This is a genomic window from Streptomyces aurantiacus (genome assembly GCF_001418335.1).
Lineage (GTDB): Bacteria > Actinomycetota > Actinomycetes > Streptomycetales > Streptomycetaceae > Streptomyces > Streptomyces aurantiacus.
In genome coordinates, this window is the sequence record NZ_LIPP01000466.1 from 1 (window position 1) to 17,079 (window position 17,079).

Annotated in this window: 18 protein-coding genes; 13 read left to right on the forward strand and 5 right to left on the reverse strand. The window is 71.8% G+C overall.

All coding sequences use genetic code 11. From position 1 onward, the window contains the following. Positions 1-925 (forward strand): M81 family metallopeptidase (locus tag AOK01_RS38750; RefSeq protein ID WP_213862214.1); only part of this gene is annotated, 925 nt, incomplete at its 5' end. A 126-nt stretch (positions 926-1,051) separates the two neighbouring features. Here the strand turns inward: AOK01_RS38750 and AOK01_RS38755 are convergent. The 3 genes from AOK01_RS38755 to AOK01_RS38765 all read right to left on the reverse strand — a co-directional run bounded on the left by AOK01_RS38755 (position 1,052) and on the right by AOK01_RS38765 (position 3,086). Beyond that, on the reverse strand, positions 1,052-1,867 hold the full coding sequence (locus AOK01_RS38755) for an SAM-dependent methyltransferase (RefSeq protein WP_055520147.1): 816 nt from the start codon (positions 1,865-1,867) through the stop codon (positions 1,052-1,054). 105 nt (positions 1,868-1,972) lie between these two features. Then, complete coding sequence (locus tag AOK01_RS38760) at positions 1,973-2,185, reverse strand: DUF397 domain-containing protein (protein WP_055520172.1); 213 nt, start codon at positions 2,183-2,185, stop codon at positions 1,973-1,975. A 25-nt stretch (positions 2,186-2,210) separates the two neighbouring features. Beyond that, positions 2,211-3,086: a helix-turn-helix domain-containing protein gene (locus AOK01_RS38765; RefSeq protein WP_055520150.1), complete on the reverse strand. Its 876-nt coding sequence runs from the start codon at positions 3,084-3,086 to the stop codon at positions 2,211-2,213. Positions 3,087-3,392: 306 nt separating this feature from the next. Here AOK01_RS38765 and AOK01_RS38770 point away from each other — a divergent pair, with 306 nt between their 5' ends. The 10 genes from AOK01_RS38770 (at position 3,393) to AOK01_RS38815 (ending at position 12,962) form a co-directional block, all read left to right on the forward strand. Beyond that, the gene (locus AOK01_RS38770; protein ID WP_055520152.1) at positions 3,393-4,013 is read left to right on the forward strand and encodes an ATP-binding protein; all 621 of its coding nucleotides are present in this window, start codon (positions 3,393-3,395) and stop codon (positions 4,011-4,013) included. Beyond that, positions 3,991-4,443, forward strand: coding sequence for a hypothetical protein (locus AOK01_RS38775; RefSeq protein WP_055520153.1), 453 nt, complete (start codon positions 3,991-3,993; stop codon positions 4,441-4,443). Before AOK01_RS38770 ends, AOK01_RS38775 begins: the two co-directional genes overlap by 23 nt. A 203-nt stretch (positions 4,444-4,646) precedes the next feature. Further along, positions 4,647-5,444 carry an SGNH/GDSL hydrolase family protein gene (locus AOK01_RS38780; RefSeq protein WP_055520155.1) on the forward strand — a complete coding sequence of 266 codons (798 nt, stop codon included), beginning with the start codon at positions 4,647-4,649 and terminating at the stop codon, positions 5,442-5,444. 57 nt (positions 5,445-5,501) lie between these two features. Beyond that, on the forward strand, positions 5,502-6,689 hold the full coding sequence (locus AOK01_RS38785; protein WP_245702601.1) for an acyltransferase family protein: 1,188 nt from the start codon (positions 5,502-5,504) through the stop codon (positions 6,687-6,689). Positions 6,690-6,857: 168 nt separating this feature from the next. Further along, entirely contained in the window at positions 6,858-7,394 is a 537-nt protein-coding gene (locus AOK01_RS38790; RefSeq protein ID WP_245702602.1) for a GerMN domain-containing protein, read from the forward strand. Between the two features lie 121 nt (positions 7,395-7,515). Next, complete coding sequence (locus AOK01_RS38795) at positions 7,516-8,208, forward strand: response regulator transcription factor (RefSeq protein WP_055520160.1); 693 nt, start codon at positions 7,516-7,518, stop codon at positions 8,206-8,208. Next, positions 8,205-9,698: a sensor histidine kinase gene (locus AOK01_RS38800; protein WP_107100034.1), complete on the forward strand. Its 1,494-nt coding sequence runs from the start codon at positions 8,205-8,207 to the stop codon at positions 9,696-9,698. The genes AOK01_RS38795 and AOK01_RS38800 overlap by 4 nt, the downstream gene beginning before the upstream one ends. A gap of 11 nt (positions 9,699-9,709) precedes the next feature. After that, positions 9,710-10,249, forward strand: a complete 540-nt coding sequence (locus tag AOK01_RS38805; RefSeq protein WP_157871660.1) for a hypothetical protein — start codon at positions 9,710-9,712, stop codon at positions 10,247-10,249. A 134-nt stretch (positions 10,250-10,383) separates the two neighbouring features. Then, positions 10,384-12,219 (forward strand): ABC transporter ATP-binding protein, encoded by a 1,836-nt coding sequence (locus AOK01_RS38810; RefSeq protein WP_055520164.1) that lies wholly within the window; start codon positions 10,384-10,386, stop codon positions 12,217-12,219. 65 nt (positions 12,220-12,284) lie between these two features. Continuing rightward, entirely contained in the window at positions 12,285-12,962 is a 678-nt protein-coding gene (locus AOK01_RS38815; protein WP_055520166.1) for an AIM24 family protein, read from the forward strand. Between the two features lie 43 nt (positions 12,963-13,005). Here AOK01_RS38815 and AOK01_RS38820 read toward each other — a convergent pair whose 3' ends face one another. Beyond that, positions 13,006-14,499 carry a YncE family protein gene (locus AOK01_RS38820; RefSeq protein ID WP_055520167.1) on the reverse strand — a complete coding sequence of 498 codons (1,494 nt, stop codon included), beginning with the start codon at positions 14,497-14,499 and terminating at the stop codon, positions 13,006-13,008. A 32-nt stretch (positions 14,500-14,531) separates the two neighbouring features. Beyond that, entirely contained in the window at positions 14,532-15,089 is a 558-nt protein-coding gene (locus tag AOK01_RS38825) for a hypothetical protein (protein ID WP_055520169.1), read from the reverse strand. Between the two features lie 140 nt (positions 15,090-15,229). Here AOK01_RS38825 and AOK01_RS38830 point away from each other — a divergent pair, with 140 nt between their 5' ends. Together AOK01_RS38830 and AOK01_RS38835 are read left to right on the forward strand one after the other, a co-directional pair. Next, on the forward strand, positions 15,230-16,246 hold the full coding sequence (locus AOK01_RS38830) for an ABC transporter substrate-binding protein (protein WP_245702603.1): 1,017 nt from the start codon (positions 15,230-15,232) through the stop codon (positions 16,244-16,246). 10 nt (positions 16,247-16,256) lie between these two features. Further along, the gene (locus tag AOK01_RS38835) at positions 16,257-17,033 is read left to right on the forward strand and encodes an ABC transporter permease (protein ID WP_055520170.1); all 777 of its coding nucleotides are present in this window, start codon (positions 16,257-16,259) and stop codon (positions 17,031-17,033) included. Positions 17,034-17,079: the final 46 nt, after the last annotated feature.

Here is a 17,079-nt window from a genome sequence, read left to right on the forward strand (position 1 = left end):
CGTCCCCGTACTCCTGGCGGGCGAACAGACCTCGACGCGCATCGAACCCGCCAGGAGCGTGTACGCGGCGGTCGACGAGGCCGAGGCCACCGAGGGCGTCACGGACGCGGCCCTCTGGGTCGGCTACGCGTGGGCGGACGAGCCGCGCAACCGGGCCGCGGTGGTGGTCACGGGCCCTTCGCGGCAGGCGGTCACGGCAGGCGCGGAACGCCTGGCGCACGGCTTCTGGGCGGCACGGCACGACTTCGCCTTCGTCGCGCCGACGGGCCCGCTCGACGACTGCCTCGCCGAGGCCCTGGCCGCCGCACCGGAGGAACGGCCCTACTTCATCAGCGACACGGGCGACAATCCGACGGCGGGCGGCGCGGGCGACGTCACCTGGAGCCTCGAACGGGTGTTGTCCCGGCCGGAGTTCAAGGACCCGTCGGGACCGACGGTCGTCTACGCCTCGCTGCCGGGCCCGGCCGCGGTGGACACGGCGGTGCGGGCGGGCGTCGGAGCGGTCGTCACCGTCACGGCGGGTGCGGCGGTCGACGACCGGCACGCCGGTCCGCTGACCATGACGGGCGTGGTCCACGCGATCCGCCACGGCGACCCGCACGCGCGGACCGAGGCGGTGCTGCGGGTCGGCAGCGTGTACGTGGTGCTCACCGCGCTGCGCAAGCCGTACCACCACGAACACGACTTCACCGACCTGGACCTTTCACCCCGCACGGCCGACATCGTGATCGTCAAGATCGGCTACCTGGAGCCCGAACTCTTCGCCATGGCGGCCGGCTGGAAGATGGCCCTCACCCCGGGCGGCGTCGACCAGGACCTCTCGCGCCTGGGCCACCACCGCATCCACCGCCCGATGTTCCCGTTCGACAGGGAGATGCCCGACCCGGACCTCACGGCCAGGATCGTCCCCCCGCCGAACGAGTAAGGGGCGCCCCGAGGGGGGCGCCCCAAAGGGGCGCGGGGAACTGCGCGACAAGCCCCCACCGACCGGCAGACGTCAATCGACCGGCAGACGCCAACCGAGCCAACAGCGGAGCGCAGGCGCGGAGCGCTATGGCTTGCGGGCCACCGCCCCGTACATCGCGATGTCCTCGTCACGGGCATCCTTCTCACCCGTGCCGTCCGGGTGCCACTTGTGCACCTGGACGATCCCCGGCTCGACGAGCTCAAGACCCTCGAAGAACTCCTCGGCCTCGTCGATCGTGCGCAGCCGCATGGGCATGCCGCGGGCCGCGTACTCGCGGGCGACCCGGCCCACCTCCTTGGGCGCGAACTCGGCGGTGCCGATGGTCATCGCCAGGTAGCTGCCGGAGGGGAGGGGGTCCAGGAGACGGCGCACGATGCCGACCGCGTCGTCCTCGTCCAGTACGAAGTGGACGATCGCGATGACGGTCAGCGCGACCGGCTTGTCCAGGTCCAGGGTCTCCAGGAACTCGGCGGAGCCGAGCACGGCCTCCGGGTGCTGGAAGTCGGCCTCGATGTACGCAGTCCTGCCCTCGGGAGTGCTGGCGAGCAGCCCCTGGGACAGGGTGAGCACGATGGGGTCGTTGTCCACGTAGACCACCCGGGAGTCGGGGGCCACCGACTGGGCGATCTCGTGGAGGTTCGGGGAGGTGGGGATGCCCGTGCCGATGTCCAGGAACTGGCGTATCCCCGCGCTCTCGGCGAGCCAGCGCACGGCGCGGTTCATCCAGTCGCGGTTGGCACGCATGTGCACGGGCATCGCGGGCCACTCCCGCACCATGGCGTCGCCCGCCTCCTTGTCGGCGGGGTAGTAGTCCTTGCCTCCGAGGACGTAGTCGTAGATGCGCGCCGAGTGCGCGTTCTCGGTGTCGATCCGGTCGGCAGGCCATCCATTGTCGGGCAACGCCGTTCTCCCATTCATGTCGTCGGTTCACGGTGAACGCTCAAGCCGCCGCAGGAGTTTCGCAACAGCCGGTCGGAGTCGGACAGTTGGGGGACACGCTCGGGTTCAGAGCAGGAAGTCGGCGGTGCCGGCCTTCACGCCCGCCAGGAAGCTCGTCATCTCGCGGGGGGTGAAGACCAGCGCCGGGCCGTCGGGGTCGGTGGACTGGCGCAGGGCGACCCGGCCGTCACCGAGCTTCATCGCCTCGACACAGGCGCCGCCCGCGTCGTCACTCCACGGCTTGTACCAGCCGCGGGTACCGAGGTCACGGGACGGCATGCCGTTGTGTATGTGGTGGTGCACGTCAGAGCTCCTTGCGGATCGCACCGAGGAAGGCCTCGGTCTTTCTGGCGGGCGCCGACTGGGCGCCCAGCCGGTCCAGGGCCTCGCGATAGACCACGACGTCGTCGTCCTTGTCCAGGTACACAGCGCCCACCAGGCCGCTGAGATAGACGATGTCGGGCAGCTCGCGCGCCCGGAACCGGAAGAGATGGAACGCGCCGGCCCGCATGGCCGGATGCGGGCCGTTGGCGAACGGCATGATCTGCAGGGTCACCTGGGGCAGTGAGTTGACCTCGATCAGATGGTCGATCTGGGCGCGCATCACCGCGGGACCGCCGACCGGCCACCGCAGCACCGTCTCGTCCATGACGATCCACACGCGCGGCGGCGAGGGCTTGGAGAGCAGCTCCTGACGCCGCATGCGCAGCGCCACGCGGCGGTCCGTGGCCTCCGCCGCGGCGTGCGGGTTGCCGGCGCTCAGCAGGGCGCGCGCGTAGTCCTCGGTCTGCAGCAGCCCGTGCACGAACTGCGCCTCGTACGCGCGGATCTGCAGGGCCGCCTGCTCCAGGCTCAGATAGGCGGAGAACCAGTCCGGCAGCACATCGCGGTAGGTGTGCCACCAGCCGCGCTTGTTCGCCTCGCGGACCGACTTCAGGAAGGTGTCGATCTCCTGCTGGTCGGTCACGCCGTAGATCTGGAGCAGCTTCTCCGCGTCGGGAAGCCTGAGCCGGGCCACCTTGGCGGCCTCCATACGGCGGATGGTGGAGTGACTGACCCCGATCGCCTCACCCGCCTGCTCGAACGTCAGTCCGGCGCGGTTGCGCAGTTCCTCCAGCTGCTTGCCGAGGATCATGCGCAGGACGGAGGGCGCGCCACCCCAGTCGGTTTCCACGGTCACGCCTTACCCCCTCACGCCGGAGTTCGAGGTTGCAGTCTGTCACGATCACCCGTTCGACAGACGAAGCATGCACCGGTCGAATTGCAAATTTCAACTTGTTGGTTGCGAGGTGATGTTGGCAGGTGTCACAGTAGGCCTACCGTCCCGGCCCGGTGAACGACGAGACGAAGCGGTCGAGTTGGGGGAGAACGGCCCGCGCATCGTCACTGCCGCACCGAGGTGCTCGCACCTCGCGGCGCAGCCGATCCGTGCGGTACCGGCACCGGCCTGACCTCCGGCGCGAAGGCAGACGAAAGGCGAACGGCGATGGCTCCGCCCTCTCTCCCCAAGCCATTGGGCCGACTGCCCGCGGACGGACATCCGCACAGGACAGCCGTGTTCGGTCTGCCCCCGGAACTCCCCTCGGTGGGTCTGGCCCGCCGGAACGTACGCGAACTGCTCAGCGCGTGGGGCACGGACACCGAGGCATGCGACAACGCTGTCCTGGTGACGTCCGAGCTCGTCACCAACGCGCTCACCCACACGGTGAGTGAGCGGATCATCTGCAGGCTGCGCAGCGACGGACACAGCCTCCACCTGGAGGTCGAGGACCAGAAGCGCTGTCCGACCATCCCCGCACAACGCACCGCAGGGCCCGACGAGCAGGGCGGTCGCGGACTCATGCTGGTCGGCATGCTCAGCAGCGACTGGGGCATGCGGGACACCGCGCACGGCTCCGGCCGCGTCGTCTGGGCCGTCCTGCCGGCGTGCCCCATACCCTCGCCGCAGTCACCGGAACCACGCGAACTCGCCCCCGCCGAGCTCGTACCCGCCTCCTCAGAGCTCGTACCCGCCTCCTCCGAGCGCGTACCCGCCACGCACCTCACCCGGCCCGCCCCCCACTCGGCCGAAGGATCACTGCCTCATGGAACTGCAGCACGCCCCTGACCCGTGGTCGCGTACCTCCGCGACGTCGCCTTCCGAGCGTCCGATCCGTCTGGTGATACCCGCACAGTTGCGCACCGGTCTGGGGTGCGACGTGGTGGGCACGTCCAGGGAACACGGCGAACGCATTCTGGACTGCCTGCCCCGCGTCGGCTGTGTGTTCGCCGACGACTCCACGGACGGCGAGCGCTGGTGGTGGGTGGTCCCCGCCGGGTCCCACATCGGCGTCAGCTGGCCGCCCTCCGTCACCTACACCGGCGCCCGCCGGGCCGACCCGTCCTGGACCCGGGTCCGCCGCAGGCCGCGCTCCGCGAAGCCCCGCCTGATCCACAGCCCCGCGGGCGACTCGCCGTACACCCCGCCGATCCCCCTGTACTTCCTCGCGTGCCGCCTCGCCGGCAGCGTCCCGAGGTGGTCCCTCGCCGGGGGCTGATCCGGCGGAGGCGCCCTGTATGACGCCCGGTCTCGCGTTGTGTGATGAACGGATGACAACGGGGCCTGCGGGTGAAATCCGCTGGTGTGCTGGACGCCATGCAGACCACAACGCACCTCCGCGACTCCCTCTCTCCCTCCTGTCATCCTCACCCCGGTCACGATCGCCCCGGTCACGATCACCGTCACCGTCGCAGCGTCTGTGTGGCGGCCGTGGTGCTGGCCGTCGGCGCCGGCGGCGCACTGAGCGGCTGCGGCAACGACGACGCGGGCACGGGGGTGCGGGTGGCCCCCTCCGGATCGGCGCCGGCATCGGCACCGCGTTCCGGGACGGGCGAGAAAACGACGGACACGAAGACACTGTGGCTGGGTGACTCCATCGCCGGTGTCGAAGCCCCGGCACTCGGCGCGGCGCTGAAGGCCGGCGGTGTGGAGTTCAAGAACGCCTCCTCCGACGGCGGCGGCACCGTCGTGGAGGGCGACAAGATGAGCATGCCCATCGCCCGGTCGACATGGAAGGCGCTGGGCAGGGACATCGCCTCCTTCCGCCCCGACGTGATCGCCTACCAGATCACCACCTACGACTGGGGCACCGCCCAGCAGCAGCGTGCTTCGTACGAGAAGCTCGCGAAGACGGCGCGGGACGCCGGTGCGGAACTCGTGCTCGTCTCCGCGCCGCCCTACAAGGTGGACGACTTCTACAAGAAGTACGCGGGCGCGATCAAGAGCGCGCCGAAGGCCGCGGAAGAGGTCGCCGATGCCAGTGGCGGCACCGTGCACTTCTACGACGCCTCGGCGCTGTGGGGCACCGACGGCGCCGCCGCGAAGGCCCAGCGGTCCTCGGACGGCATCCACTCCTGCCAGCAGGGCTCGGCCGCCTTCGCCAAGTGGTTCACCGAGCGGCTCGGCAAGCAGTACGGCTTCACACCCGCCGCGCCGGACCAGTGGGCGAAGGACCCGTGGGTGGGGGACCGGCGGTACGCCAAGCTCGGCTGCGGCTGAGCCGCGGCGGTGAGTACCACCGATCGTGATCTCAGGAGGACCGGCGCCCGTGATGCGGTGAGTACCACCGACCGCGTTCACCTCGCGCCGCTCGACGGTTTGCGGGGGCTGGCCGTCACGGCCGTTCTGCTCTTCCACGCCGGGCAGCTGCGCGGCGGCTTCCTCGGTGTCGACCTGTTCTTCGTGCTGTCGGGCTTCCTGATCACCGGGCTGCTGCTCGGCGAGATCGGCAAGCGGAACCGGATCGGCCTGGCCGCCTTCTGGGGGCGGCGAGCGCGGCGCCTGCTGCCGGCGCTGATCGTCATGGGCGTGGCCGTCCTGCTGCTGGCCTGGGCCTTCGGCTCGCCCGCTCTGCTCGCCCTCGCGCTCGACGACGCGCCCTGGGCGGCGGCGCAGGCGGTGAACTGGCACTTCGTCGCGGAGCAGGTCGGCTACTGGAACGCTTCGGACACGCGCCTGTTCGCCCACCTGTGGAGCATCGCCGTGGAGTGGCAGTTCTATCTGCTCTGGCCCCTGGTGGTCGCGGTCATCGCACGGGGCAGGAGAGGTCAGCGACGAGTGGCCGTACTGGCTGTCGCGGGCGCGCTCGTCTCCCTCACACGGATGATCCATTTCGGGAACGCGGTGGACACCACGCGGGCCTACGAGGGCACCGACACCCGGGCGTTCGCGTTGCTGCTGGGCGCCGCGGTCGCCACCGAGCCGGTCAGGCGGCTGTTCGCCGGCGTTCCCCGGGCGGTGGCCGACGCGTTGTGCGCGCTGCTGGTCTGCGGGCTCGTGGCCTCCTGGGCGCTGACCGACGGGCAGCACGCTCCCGGCCTGTTCCAAGGCGGTCTGTTCCTGCACTCGGCGACGGCCGCGGTGCTGATCGCGCTGCTGGCAGGTGTGCCGCAGGGGCGCACGGGCCAGGTGGTGGGCAGCGCGGTGCCGCGCAGGCTGGGGGAGATCTCCTACAGTCTCTACCTGTGGCACTGGCCGGTGTATCTGCTGCTGCCGGAGAAGACGCTCGGATTCGGCGGGTGGGCCCGTACCGCGGTGCTGATCGGCCTGTCGCTCGGGGCGGCCGAGCTGTCGAAGAGGGTGGTGGAGGACCCGGTGCGGTTCCGGGCCCGATGGGCCACAGGGGGCCGTGGGCTGGTCGCGCTCGCCGCCGCGGCCGTCGTGCTGGCGGGGGTGTGGGCGGCCATACCGCAGCCTCAACTCGGTGCGGGCACGGTGGACTTGGACCGGCTGATGGCACCGTAGCCTCATGGGCGCCGAGCGGGGGCCTCCCACGACGAGGGGACTCCCACGACGAGCGAAAGCTGGACGGATGGACGGATGCGGAACAAGCACAGCGACAGGAGAGGCGTGGGAGTGAGGCACGGCGTGGGGATGAGGCACGGTCCGCGCCACCGGCCGAGGTGTCCTGTCGTGCTCCTTGCCTGCCTGCCGCCGGCGATGGCGGTGCTCGTCGGCTGCGGTGTCATGGACACCGGCCCGGTGGAGGCCGGAGCGCCGGCTCAGGGGCCGCGGGTGACGGAGGGGGCGGACGTTCTTCGGGTGTACTTCCTCACGCCCCACGGGGCATGGCCCGTCGCTCGCCCGGAGCCGGCCGGGACAGCCGGGCCGCAGGCTGTACTCGATGCGCTGCTGGCCGGTCCCACCCGCTCGGAGCGGGCCCGTGGGCTGGCCACCGCCCTGCCGTCCGGTACCCACCGAGTGAGGGCACAGGCCTCCACGGGGGCCGTCGACCTGTACCTGCCGTGGCTCGTACCGGAACTGGACAGGGTGGCGGTGAGCCAGTTGGTGTGCACGGCCGCCGCCGCGCCGGGCGTCCCGGGAGGCAGGAAACCGGCGGACGTGGTCGTGCGGATCCACGAGTCGGGCATCCCCCAGGGCGCCTGGCCCGTCAGGTGCGACGAGGACGGCGCGGCCGCCCCCGTCGAGACGAGCGGCCCGGCCCGCTGACCGGGCTGCTGACCGGCCCCCTGCCGGCCGAGGACTGCCGAGGACTGCCGAGGACCGCGGATGCTGCCGAGACCGCAGAAGACCGCGGAAGACCGCGGAGGGAAAGGAAAGGCACTGCCTTATGACACATGTCCTGCTGATCGAGGACGACCCCGCCGTCCGCCGCGGCGTCACGCTGGGGCTGCGGCGCCGCGGCCACGAGACCGAGGCGGTCGGCACGGGCGAGGACGGACTGGAGTCGCTGGCCGCCTGCCCGCCGGACATCGTCCTGCTCGACCTGATGCTGCCCGGCATGAGCGGCCTGGAGGTGTGCCGGCGCATCCGGGAGACCAGCCAGGTGCCCATCGTGATCCTCTCCGCGCGCAGTGACGACGTCGACGTGGTCGTGGGCCTGGAAGCCGGCGCCGACGACTACATCGTCAAACCCGCCGGCGACGAGGTCATCGAGGCCCGCATACGCGCGGTGATGCGCCGCCTGGCCCCCTCCCAGCCCACAACCGAGGCGGGCAACGAGTGCACCACCTACGCCGACCTGGAGATCGACCGCTCCGCGCTGCGGGTGCGCAAGCACGGTACGGATCTGACGCTCGCCCCGTCGGAACTCAAACTGCTGCTGTTCCTGTCGGCCTGGCCGGACCGGACCTTCAGCCGCCAGCAGCTGCTGGAACAGGTGTGGGAACAGAGCTACTACGGTGACGCCAGGCTGGTGGACGCGTGCGTGATGCGTCTGCGCGCCAAGACCGAGGACGACCCGCGGCACCCCCGCTACATCCAGACCGTGCGGGGCTTCGGCTACCGCTTCGGCCCGCTGTGAAGCGCCGCCTCCTCCCGGGCGGCCTGGGCACCCGCATGGTCGTCGCCTTCGTCCTGGTCTCCTCGCTCAGCGCACTGACCACGGCGGCGCTGACCTTCTACCAGGCACGCACCGCGATCCTCCAGCGCGCCCAGGACGACGCCGTACGCGAACTGCGCGCCCAGCTCGACTCGCTCGCGCCGGATCTGCCGGCCCGGCCCGCAGAGGCGGACCTGCGCACCCTTGTCCTGCAACTCGACCGCGCCGGCGGCGCCCGCGACTGGCGCACCGCCGCCGGCTACCGCGACGGCCGGCTCGTCAGCGCCCGGAGCCCGGCTCCCGACCTACCCGTCCACCTGACGGACACCGCCGCCTCGGCCACCACAGCCCTGGTGCAACGCTTCCACCACGGCGGACAGCCCCGGCTCGCGGTCGCCCTGCCCGTCGCCCTGCCCGCTGCCCCCGCCGACCGCCCCACCCGGCCGTCCGGCCTCGTCGTCTACGCCACCTTCTCCCTCGCCGGCCAGCAGCGGGACATCACCTCCCTGGTCGCCGCCGCCCGCGCGGGCGCCCTGCCCGTCGTACTCGCCTCGATCGTGCCCGCGCTGCTGGCCGCCCGCCGCGTCCTGCGCCCGGTGAGACGACTGCGGTCGGCCGCCGAGACCATGGCCACCGGCGACCTGGACACCCGCGTCGAGGTCACAGGGCACGACGAACTCGCGGGTCTCGGCCGCACCTTCAACACCATGGCCGCGACGCTGCAGGCCGACGCCGCCACGCTGCGGTCCATGGAGGCCAAGGCCCGCCGGTTCGCCGCCGACGTCTCCCACGAACTGCGCACCCCCCTCGCCGCGATGACCGCCGTCACCGGCGTCCTCGACGACGACGCCGCGTCCGGGGACCTCGGTCCCGACGCGTCGGAAGCCCTCACCCTCGTCGCCGACGAGACCCGCAAACTGGCTCACATGGTCGAAGACCTCATGGAGATCTCCCGGTTCGACGCCGGTGCCGCCCGCCTCGACCTCGACGAGATCGACGTCGGCGAACTCCTCCGCAAGACGCTCGCGCTGCGCCACTGGCAGGACCAGGTGGACGTCGACGTACCCGAAGGCCTGCGTGCCCGCCTCGACCCGCGCCGCGTCGACGTCGTCCTCGCCAACCTCACCGGCAACGCCCTGCGCCACGGCGGACCACAGGCACGGACGCAGGTACCAGCCCAGGTACAGGCACAGGCACAGGCACAGGTACGCGTCCGGGCCCGCTGCTCCCAGGCAGGGAGCCTCGTCATCACCGTCCGCGACAGCGGACCGGGCATCGCCGACGCCGTGCTGCCGCACGTCTTCGACCGCTTCACCAAGGGCGACACCGCCCGCGCACGCAGTGCGGGCAGCGGTCTGGGGCTGGCCATCGCCGCCGAGAACGCCCGCCTGCACGGCGGCACCCTCACCGCCGCCAACGCCCCGGAAGGAGGAGCGGTCTTCACCCTCACCCTGCCGCGCGACCCCGTATGACGCGCCCCCACATGCCCCACGTGACCCGCCTGAAACGACGCCACGCACAGCTGCCGGCCCTCGGCGTCGCCCTGCTCCTGCTCCTGCCCCTGGCCGCGTGCGCCGTCACCGACACGGGCCCCGAACCCGCCGGCCCCCCGGCCGCCGGACCTCGCGACTCCGCGTCCGCCGGCACGGCCGTCGTGCACGTCTACTTCTACTCCGCCCAGGGCCTCGAACGCGTCTCACGCCCCTACCGGGGCCCGGACGCGACCGGCGCCGCCCTGCGGGAACTCGCCTCCGGCCCCGACGCCGCCGAACGCGCCCGCGGCCTGATCAGTTACGCCCCGGCCGGCGCCCCCGCTCCCGTCGGCACCGCCCAACAGCCGGGCAGCGTACGGGTGTTCGCGCCCCAGGGGTGGGAATCCCGCAGCGCGCTGCGCCAACTCGTGTGCACGGCCGCCGACGCGGCAAGCACAGCGCAGGGAACCAGCCTCCGGACGTTCAAGGTGAAGGTGCGGCAGGTCACGAGCGGAGAGCCCGTCACCGTCACACGGATGTGCACGCTCTAGAAGGCATCGGCGATACTTCAACGATCCCTTCCGCTCCGACCCGAACTCCGCACTCCGAACTCCCAACTCCGGACGAGCCTTTGGGCAGGACCCCGGCCGAGAGCGGGAGGGCAGCCGACCTTCAGGGGAGTACCGTGCCGTCGTCCCAACCGTCCCAGCCGCCGGACCCAGCGACCACCCCGCCGTGGCGGCTCCTCCTCGCGTACGTACGCCCGCACCGCTGGACGCTGCTGCTCGGGGCCGTGCTGTCGCTGCTGACCGGGGCCGCCGGGCTCGCCCTGCCGCTGGTCGCCAGGTCGCTGATCGACGACCTGGGGCACGACCGGGCGATCGCCGGGACGCTGCTGATCATGTCGGGCCTTGTCGTCGCCAACGCCGCGATCGGGGCGCTGGGTTCGTACGTCCTGCGGTACACCGCCGAGTCCGTCGTACTGGGGGCGCGGCGGGGGCTGGTCTCGCACCTGCTGCGGCTGCGCATAGCCGCCGTCGACCGGAGTGAGCCCGGGGACCTGATGGCCCGGATCACGTCGGACACCACCTTGCTGCGGGAGGTCACCACCGACTCGCTGGTGGGTCTCGGCACGGGCGGTCTGACGCTGGTGGCCACGCTCGCGCTGATGGGGTTCGTCGACCCGGTGCTGACGGCCGTCACCCTGGGCGTCGTCGTGTGCGCGGGCACGGTGATCGGCGTGATCGTGCCGCGCATCAACCGGGCCAGCAGGCGGGCCCAGGACGCGGTCGGGGCGATGGGCGCCTCACTGGAGCGGACCCTGGGCGCGCTCCGGACCATCAAGGCGTCCGGCGCCGAGCACCGCGAGGAGCGGGCCGTGCACGCGGCGGCCGAGGAGTCCTGGCGGCAGAGCGTCCGGGCCGCCAAGTGGTCGGCGCTGGCCGGGAACACGGCCGGCCTCTCGATGCAGATCGCGTTCATCACCGTCCTCGCCGTGGGCGGCGCACGGGTCGCGACCGGGGCCGTCGACATCGGCACACTCGTCGCCTTCCTGCTGTACGTCTTCTACTTGATGGCGCCGATCCAGCAGGTCGTCGGAGCGGTCGCCCAGTACCAGACCGGATCGGCCGCCCTGGCCCGTATCGAGGAGGCGCGGCTGCTGCCCGCCGAGCCGGCCGCCGAGCCCGCGCCGCTGCCCGGACCGGGCGCCGAACCGGCCTCGGTCGCCTTCGAGGACGTCCGCTTCCGGTACGCCGACGACCTGCCGTACGTCCACCACGGCGTGACCTTCACCGTGCCCCCGCGCGGCATGACCGCCTTCGTGGGCCCGTCGGGCGCCGGCAAGACCACCGTGTTCTCGCTCATCGAGCGGTTCTACGACCCCGACGGGGGAACCATCGCGCTGGACGGCCGCGACCTCACCGAGTGGGAGGTGTCCACGCTCCGGTCGGCCATCGGCTACGTGGAGCAGGACGCGCCCGTGCTCTCCGGCAGCCTCCGCGACAACCTCCTGCTCGGCAACCCGGACGCGGACGAGGACGAGCTGCTCCGCGCGCTCAAGACCACCCGGCTCGACACCCTCGTCGACCGGCTGCCCAAGGGCGTGGACACGCTCGTGGGCCACCGCGGCACCAAGCTGTCCGGCGGTGAGCGGCAGCGCGTCGCCATCGCCCGCGCGCTCCTGCGGCGGCCCCGGCTGCTGCTGCTCGACGAGGCCACCAGCCAGCTCGACGCGGTCAACGAGGCCGCGCTGCGCGACACGGTCGCCGACGTCGCCCGCACCACCACGGTCCTGGTCGTCGCCCACCGGCTGTCCACCGTCACCATGGCCGACCGCATCGTCGTCATGGACGCCGGGCAGGTACGGGCCGTGGGCACCCACCGCGAACTCGTCGCGGGCGACCAGCTGTACGCGGAACTGGCCGCCACGCAGTTCCTCGCGGCCGACGACGACACCCGGACACCGGAACCGGAACCAGAACCACAACCAGAACCGGCGACGGCAGCGGAAAGCATCTGAGGTGACGGCGGCTGTTTTTCCGTTCCGGGATGGTGGAACCGACGCCTTCGGGACAGGATGCCCGGATGAAGGGTGATCTGTTTTCCAGCGAGTACATGGTGCAGCCGGCCACCGCGGCGGGCATGAGCCTGCAGAACGCGAAGTCGATCAGGTACGCCGTCAACGGCGAGATGCTCGCCCGGCAGGGCGCGATGATCTCCTACCGCGGCAACCTGCAGTTCGAGCGCAAGGGCCAGGGCGTCGGCGGCATGCTCAAGCGCGCGGTCACCGGCGAGGGGCTGCCGCTCATGGCGGTGCGCGGACAGGGGGAGGCCTGGTTCGCGCACGAGGCACAGAACTGCTTCATCATCGACATCGACCCGGGTGACGTCTTCACCGTCAACGGCCGCAACGTCCTGTGCTTCGACGCGTCGTTGCAGTACGAGATCAAGACGGTGAAGGGCGCGGGGGTCACCGGCGGGGGGCTGTTCAACAGCGTCTTCACCGGACAGGGCCGGCTCGGCCTCGTCTGCGAGGGCAGCCCGCTGGTCATCCCGGTCTCACCGCAGTGGCCGGTGTACGTGGACACGGACGCTGTCGTCGGCTGGACGGCCAACCTCCAGACGTCGCTGCACCGTTCGCAGTCCATCGGCTCGATGATCCGCGGCGGCTCGGGCGAGGCCGTGCAGTTGATGCTCCAGGGGGAGGGATTCGTCGTCGTACGGCCGAGCGAGGTCACACCGCAGAAGGCCCAACAGCACTGATACGAGCTCCTGTCGGGCCTGCCGCGTCCCGCGCCCACGTCTTTCAGGCTTCCTGCCTTCCGCTCGTCCGCCGGCGCCACAGAACCGCGGCGGTGCCGGCGGCGAGCAGCGCCGCGGTGCCCGCCGCGGCGGGCAGGAGCACATCGGTGCCGGTCGAGGCGAGCGACCCGTCACCGGTGGTGCCGGGCGAACCGCCCCCGGTCGTGTTCCCGGTGCCACCCAGGGCACCGAGGTCGTCCGTGCCGCCCGTGCCGTTCCCGTCGGCCGCCGGGCCGTCGACGGGAACCGTGGTGCCCGTGTCGGCCGGTTCGGCACCCGGGCCCGTATCGCCGGGTGACGGGTCGGCCGGTCCGCCGGAAGGATCGGGCGAGGGCGAGCCCGACGGTGGCGGCGACGTCGAGTCCGACGGTGACGGCGAGGCGGAGGGCGTCGGCGGCACCGGCGCCCTGAACACGGTGAGCGAGGCATCGGAGGGGCTCGCGACGAACACCGCATCGCCGCCCGGTGCCACCGCGACGGACGAGCCGCCCAACTGGCCATTGACACCGGGCAGTTCGGCGCCCAGGTCGAGGTCCTCGAACGTCGCCGTGTCGTAGACCGAGAGCTGCCCCACGCCGTCCCCCTCCTCCGGCGGGTTGCCCCAGTCCTGCCACACCGCGAACGCCCGCCCCGACCGCGGGTCCACGGCGACGTCCGCGACGGTGTCGCCCGGTTTCGCGTCGAACGAGGCGACCGGCTTGCCGGAGGCGATGTCGTACGCCTCCAGGACGGTGCCGCGTCCCGCCCACAGCACCCCGCGCCCGGTGTCCCACTCCAGGAAGGACACCGCGGCCCCGGCACCGAGGGCGATCTCCTTGCCGTCCGGCGCGAAGTCGGCCGAACCGACCCTGCGCAGCAGCCCGTTGGTGTTGTCGGTGACCCAGATCTGCCCGGCGGCGGTGTCCACGGCGAGCGGACCGCCGGTGGCCGGGAGCGTGAGGGTACGTTCGACGGTCACCGACGTCCCGCCGACGGCGACCTCCTCCAGTCTCGTCCCGCGGACGACCACGACGGTGCCGGCTTTCGCGCCCGCCTTGGCCTGCGTGATCGTCGTGCCGGTGAGCCAGCCCCCGGTCCCGGTCGCGTCGCCGTCCCGGGCGGCCGCGATCCCGCGCAGCCCGACCAGGTAGTGCACCCCGTCGCCGGGCAGCGGCCCGGCGAGCCGCTTGCCCGGGAGCTGGGCGGGCGCGCCCGTGCTGCCGGGCGACGTCTTCACCCAGCTCCGTACGCTCGCGGACGCCGGGTCGACGACATAGACGCCGGCCAGGCTGCCGTCCGGCGTACCGGCGACGGTGTCGGACCCGACGTACAGCTTCCCCGACTCGGGGTGCAGCAGCAGGTCGAGCGGTTTGCCGACGGTCGTGAGGCGGGTCGCACGCTCGTACGCGCCGGTGCCGGGCGGGTCGTCGGCGCCGGCGGCGGGCGTGCCGAACGCGACGGCGGTGAGCACCACCGCCGTGATGCCCACCAGGGCGCCCGCCGCCCGGGGGCGGAGCACATCGCTCCGCCCCCGGGTTCTGAAGGGCGCGGTCACGAGAAGGTGACCGGAAGGTAGACGTCGTACGAGCGGGTGCCGCTCGCCGTGTGGTCGGCGCGCGTCACGATGGCGCAGTCGACGTCCGTGCCGCAGACCTGGCCGGAGGCGATGTTCGGGTTCACATGCACGCTGACCCCGAAGGAGCCGCCGGAGCCGTAGACGGAGCTGTTCGCGACCGTGCCGCCGCCCTGGTTCGACACCCAGTGCGAGGCGCCCGTCGTGCCCGACTGGTCCGCGCCGCCCAGGCAGGGGGTCGGCCGGGAGGTGTACGTCGACGGGTCTCCCGGCACGACGCCCTCGGGGATCACACACAGGCCGACGTAGACACCCTGGAGCGTGTTGTAGCCGCTGCCGGAGACGGTGACGTTCTGGCCGGCGGCCGACAGGCTGTCGGGGGCCGTCAGCGACAGGTTGTACGTCGTGCCGCTCACGGTCACCGACCGGGTGGCGGTGGCGGCCGAGGCCGAGGTGGCGAGTCCGACCGTCAGCGCGGCGGCGGTGGCTCCGACGGCGGCGAGACGGGCGGCACAGGAGAACAAGGCGGATCTCATGGGTAGTTGGCCCTTTCGAAGGCGAGAACCACTTAGGTAAGGCAAACCTAAGTTGCAGCTCAAGGATCGTCAACCCGGTCACTCGGGAACGGCGCGAAGTGATGTTGTGATCACGCCAATACGGGCAGGATCATGCGCGCATGCCGACGCCCCGAGGCCGTGCGGGAAGCACGGGAAGCACGGGAAGACTGATCGCCTTCGCGACAGCCCTGGTGCTGGCCGTCGCCGCCTGCGGCGGGTCCGACGGCCAGGACTCCGACGACGACGGCGGGGGTGGGGGCAGGGGCGGCAAAGGGCTGGAGAGGTCGAGCGTCACGGTCGCCGCGCTGCCCCTGACGGACAGCGCCGCCCTCTACCTCGCGCGGGACCGGGGGCTGTTCGAGAAGGAGGGCCTGGACGTACGCATCCAGCCCGTCCAGCAGAGCATCCAGGCGCTGCCCGCCCTGTCGAAGGGCCAGGTCGACGTCATCGCGAGCGCGAACTACGTCACCTTCCTCCAGGCCCACGAGAAGGGCACCCTGGACCTGCGCATCCTCGCCGAGGGAGCCCGCGTCGCGCCGCACATGATGGACGTACTCGTGCCCGAGGACTCCGACATCCGCAGCGTCGCCGACCTCAAGGGCAAGAAGGTCGCCGTCAACATCCTCAACAACATCCAGTCGCTGACCCTGAACGCGGTCCTCGGCCAGCAGGGCGCGGGCCGTCCCGAGTACCGGCAGATCGCCTTCCCCCAGATGGGGGTCGCCCTGGAGAAGGGGCAGGTCGACGCGGTCCACGCTGTCGAGCCCTTCGACAGCGCCATCCAGAAGGAGCTGAACGCCCGCGTCCTCGTCGACGGCGGCTCCGCTCCCGTGGAGGCCATACCGATCAGCGGATACGTCACGACCGGCGACTACGCGGCCAAGAACCCCAGAACGGCGGCGGCGTTCCGGCGGGCGATCACCGAGGCGGCGGAACTCGCCACACGGGACCAGGACGCGGTACGCGAGGAACTGCCCAAGTACACCAAGGTGACCGCGGACCAGGCCGAGTCGATCCGGCTGCCGGACTACCCGGCGACGTCGGACGTGTCCCAACTGCGCCGCCTCACCGCACTCATGAAGGAACAGGGCCTGCTGAAGAAGGACATCGATCCGGGAACGCTGCTGGTCGAGTGAGGCGAAGCGGGTGAGGCGTCGACAGGAACTGCTGCTCGGTGCGCTCGGGGTGCTGCTCGCCCTCGGACTGTGCGAGGCGGTCGGCCGGGCGGGAATCGTGCGGCGCAGCTACCTGCCGCCGGCCTCCGAAGTCCTGACGCGGGCCGTGGAGCTGGCAGGCGACCCGCTCTTCCTGGCGGGATTCGGAGCCACCGTGCGCGCCTGGGCCCTCGGCCTGGGTCTCGCCTGCGTGATCGCCGTGCCGCTGGGCCTGCTCCTCGGCAGCGTGCCCGTCGTCGACGACGCCGTGCGCGCGATCATCGAGTTCCTGCGCCCCCTGCCGTCCGTCGCGCTGATCCCCCTGGTGTCCCTGCTGCTGGGTTCCGGTACGGAGACGAAGGTCGCGCTCATCACGTACGCCTGCGTCTGGCCGATCCTCTTCAACACCGTCTACGGCCTCGGCGAGACCGACCCGCTGGCCAAGGACACGCTGCGTGCCTTCGGCTTCGGCCGCCTGTCGGTCCTCCTGCGGGTCGAACTCCCCGCCACCGCGCCCTTCATCGCGGCCGGCGTGCGCATCTCCGCGGCGATCGCCCTCGTCCTCGCCGTCGCCACCGAGATCCTGGCGGGCTTCGGGGAGGGGCTCGGCATCTTCATCGCCCAGTCGCAACTGGCGACGGACGGCACACGGGACGTGCTGGCCGGGGTGGTCTGGGCCGGGGGCCTGGGGCTCGTTATCAACACGGTGCTGGTGTGGGGCGAACGGAGGCTGTTCCCTTGGACACCGGAACATCGGGGGGAACGGTGAGGGGGGTGGGCGGTCGGTTTTCGCCCCCGCCGCCCCTACCCTTCCC

What these genes read in the sequence shown, in the direction of transcription:
- AOK01_RS38760 (WP_055520172.1), bottom strand. Translation starts at nt 2,185, where the DNA reads ATGCCGTCCCGTGACCTCGGTACCCGCGGCTGGTACAAGCCGTGGAGT.
- AOK01_RS38805 (WP_157871660.1), top strand. Translation starts at nt 9,710, where the DNA reads ATGCCCCACGTGACCCGCCTGAAACGACGCCACGCACAGCTGCCGGCC.
- AOK01_RS38770 (WP_055520152.1), top strand. Translation starts at nt 3,393, where the DNA reads ATGGCTCCGCCCTCTCTCCCCAAGCCATTGGGCCGACTGCCCGCGGAC.
- AOK01_RS38825 (WP_055520169.1), bottom strand. Translation starts at nt 15,089, where the DNA reads ATGAGATCCGCCTTGTTCTCCTGTGCCGCCCGTCTCGCCGCCGTCGGA.
- AOK01_RS38775 (WP_055520153.1), top strand. Translation starts at nt 3,991, where the DNA reads ATGGAACTGCAGCACGCCCCTGACCCGTGGTCGCGTACCTCCGCGACG.
- AOK01_RS38795 (WP_055520160.1), top strand. Translation starts at nt 7,516, where the DNA reads ATGACACATGTCCTGCTGATCGAGGACGACCCCGCCGTCCGCCGCGGC.
- AOK01_RS38815 (WP_055520166.1), top strand. Translation starts at nt 12,285, where the DNA reads ATGAAGGGTGATCTGTTTTCCAGCGAGTACATGGTGCAGCCGGCCACC.
- AOK01_RS38830 (WP_245702603.1), top strand. Translation starts at nt 15,230, where the DNA reads ATGCCGACGCCCCGAGGCCGTGCGGGAAGCACGGGAAGCACGGGAAGA.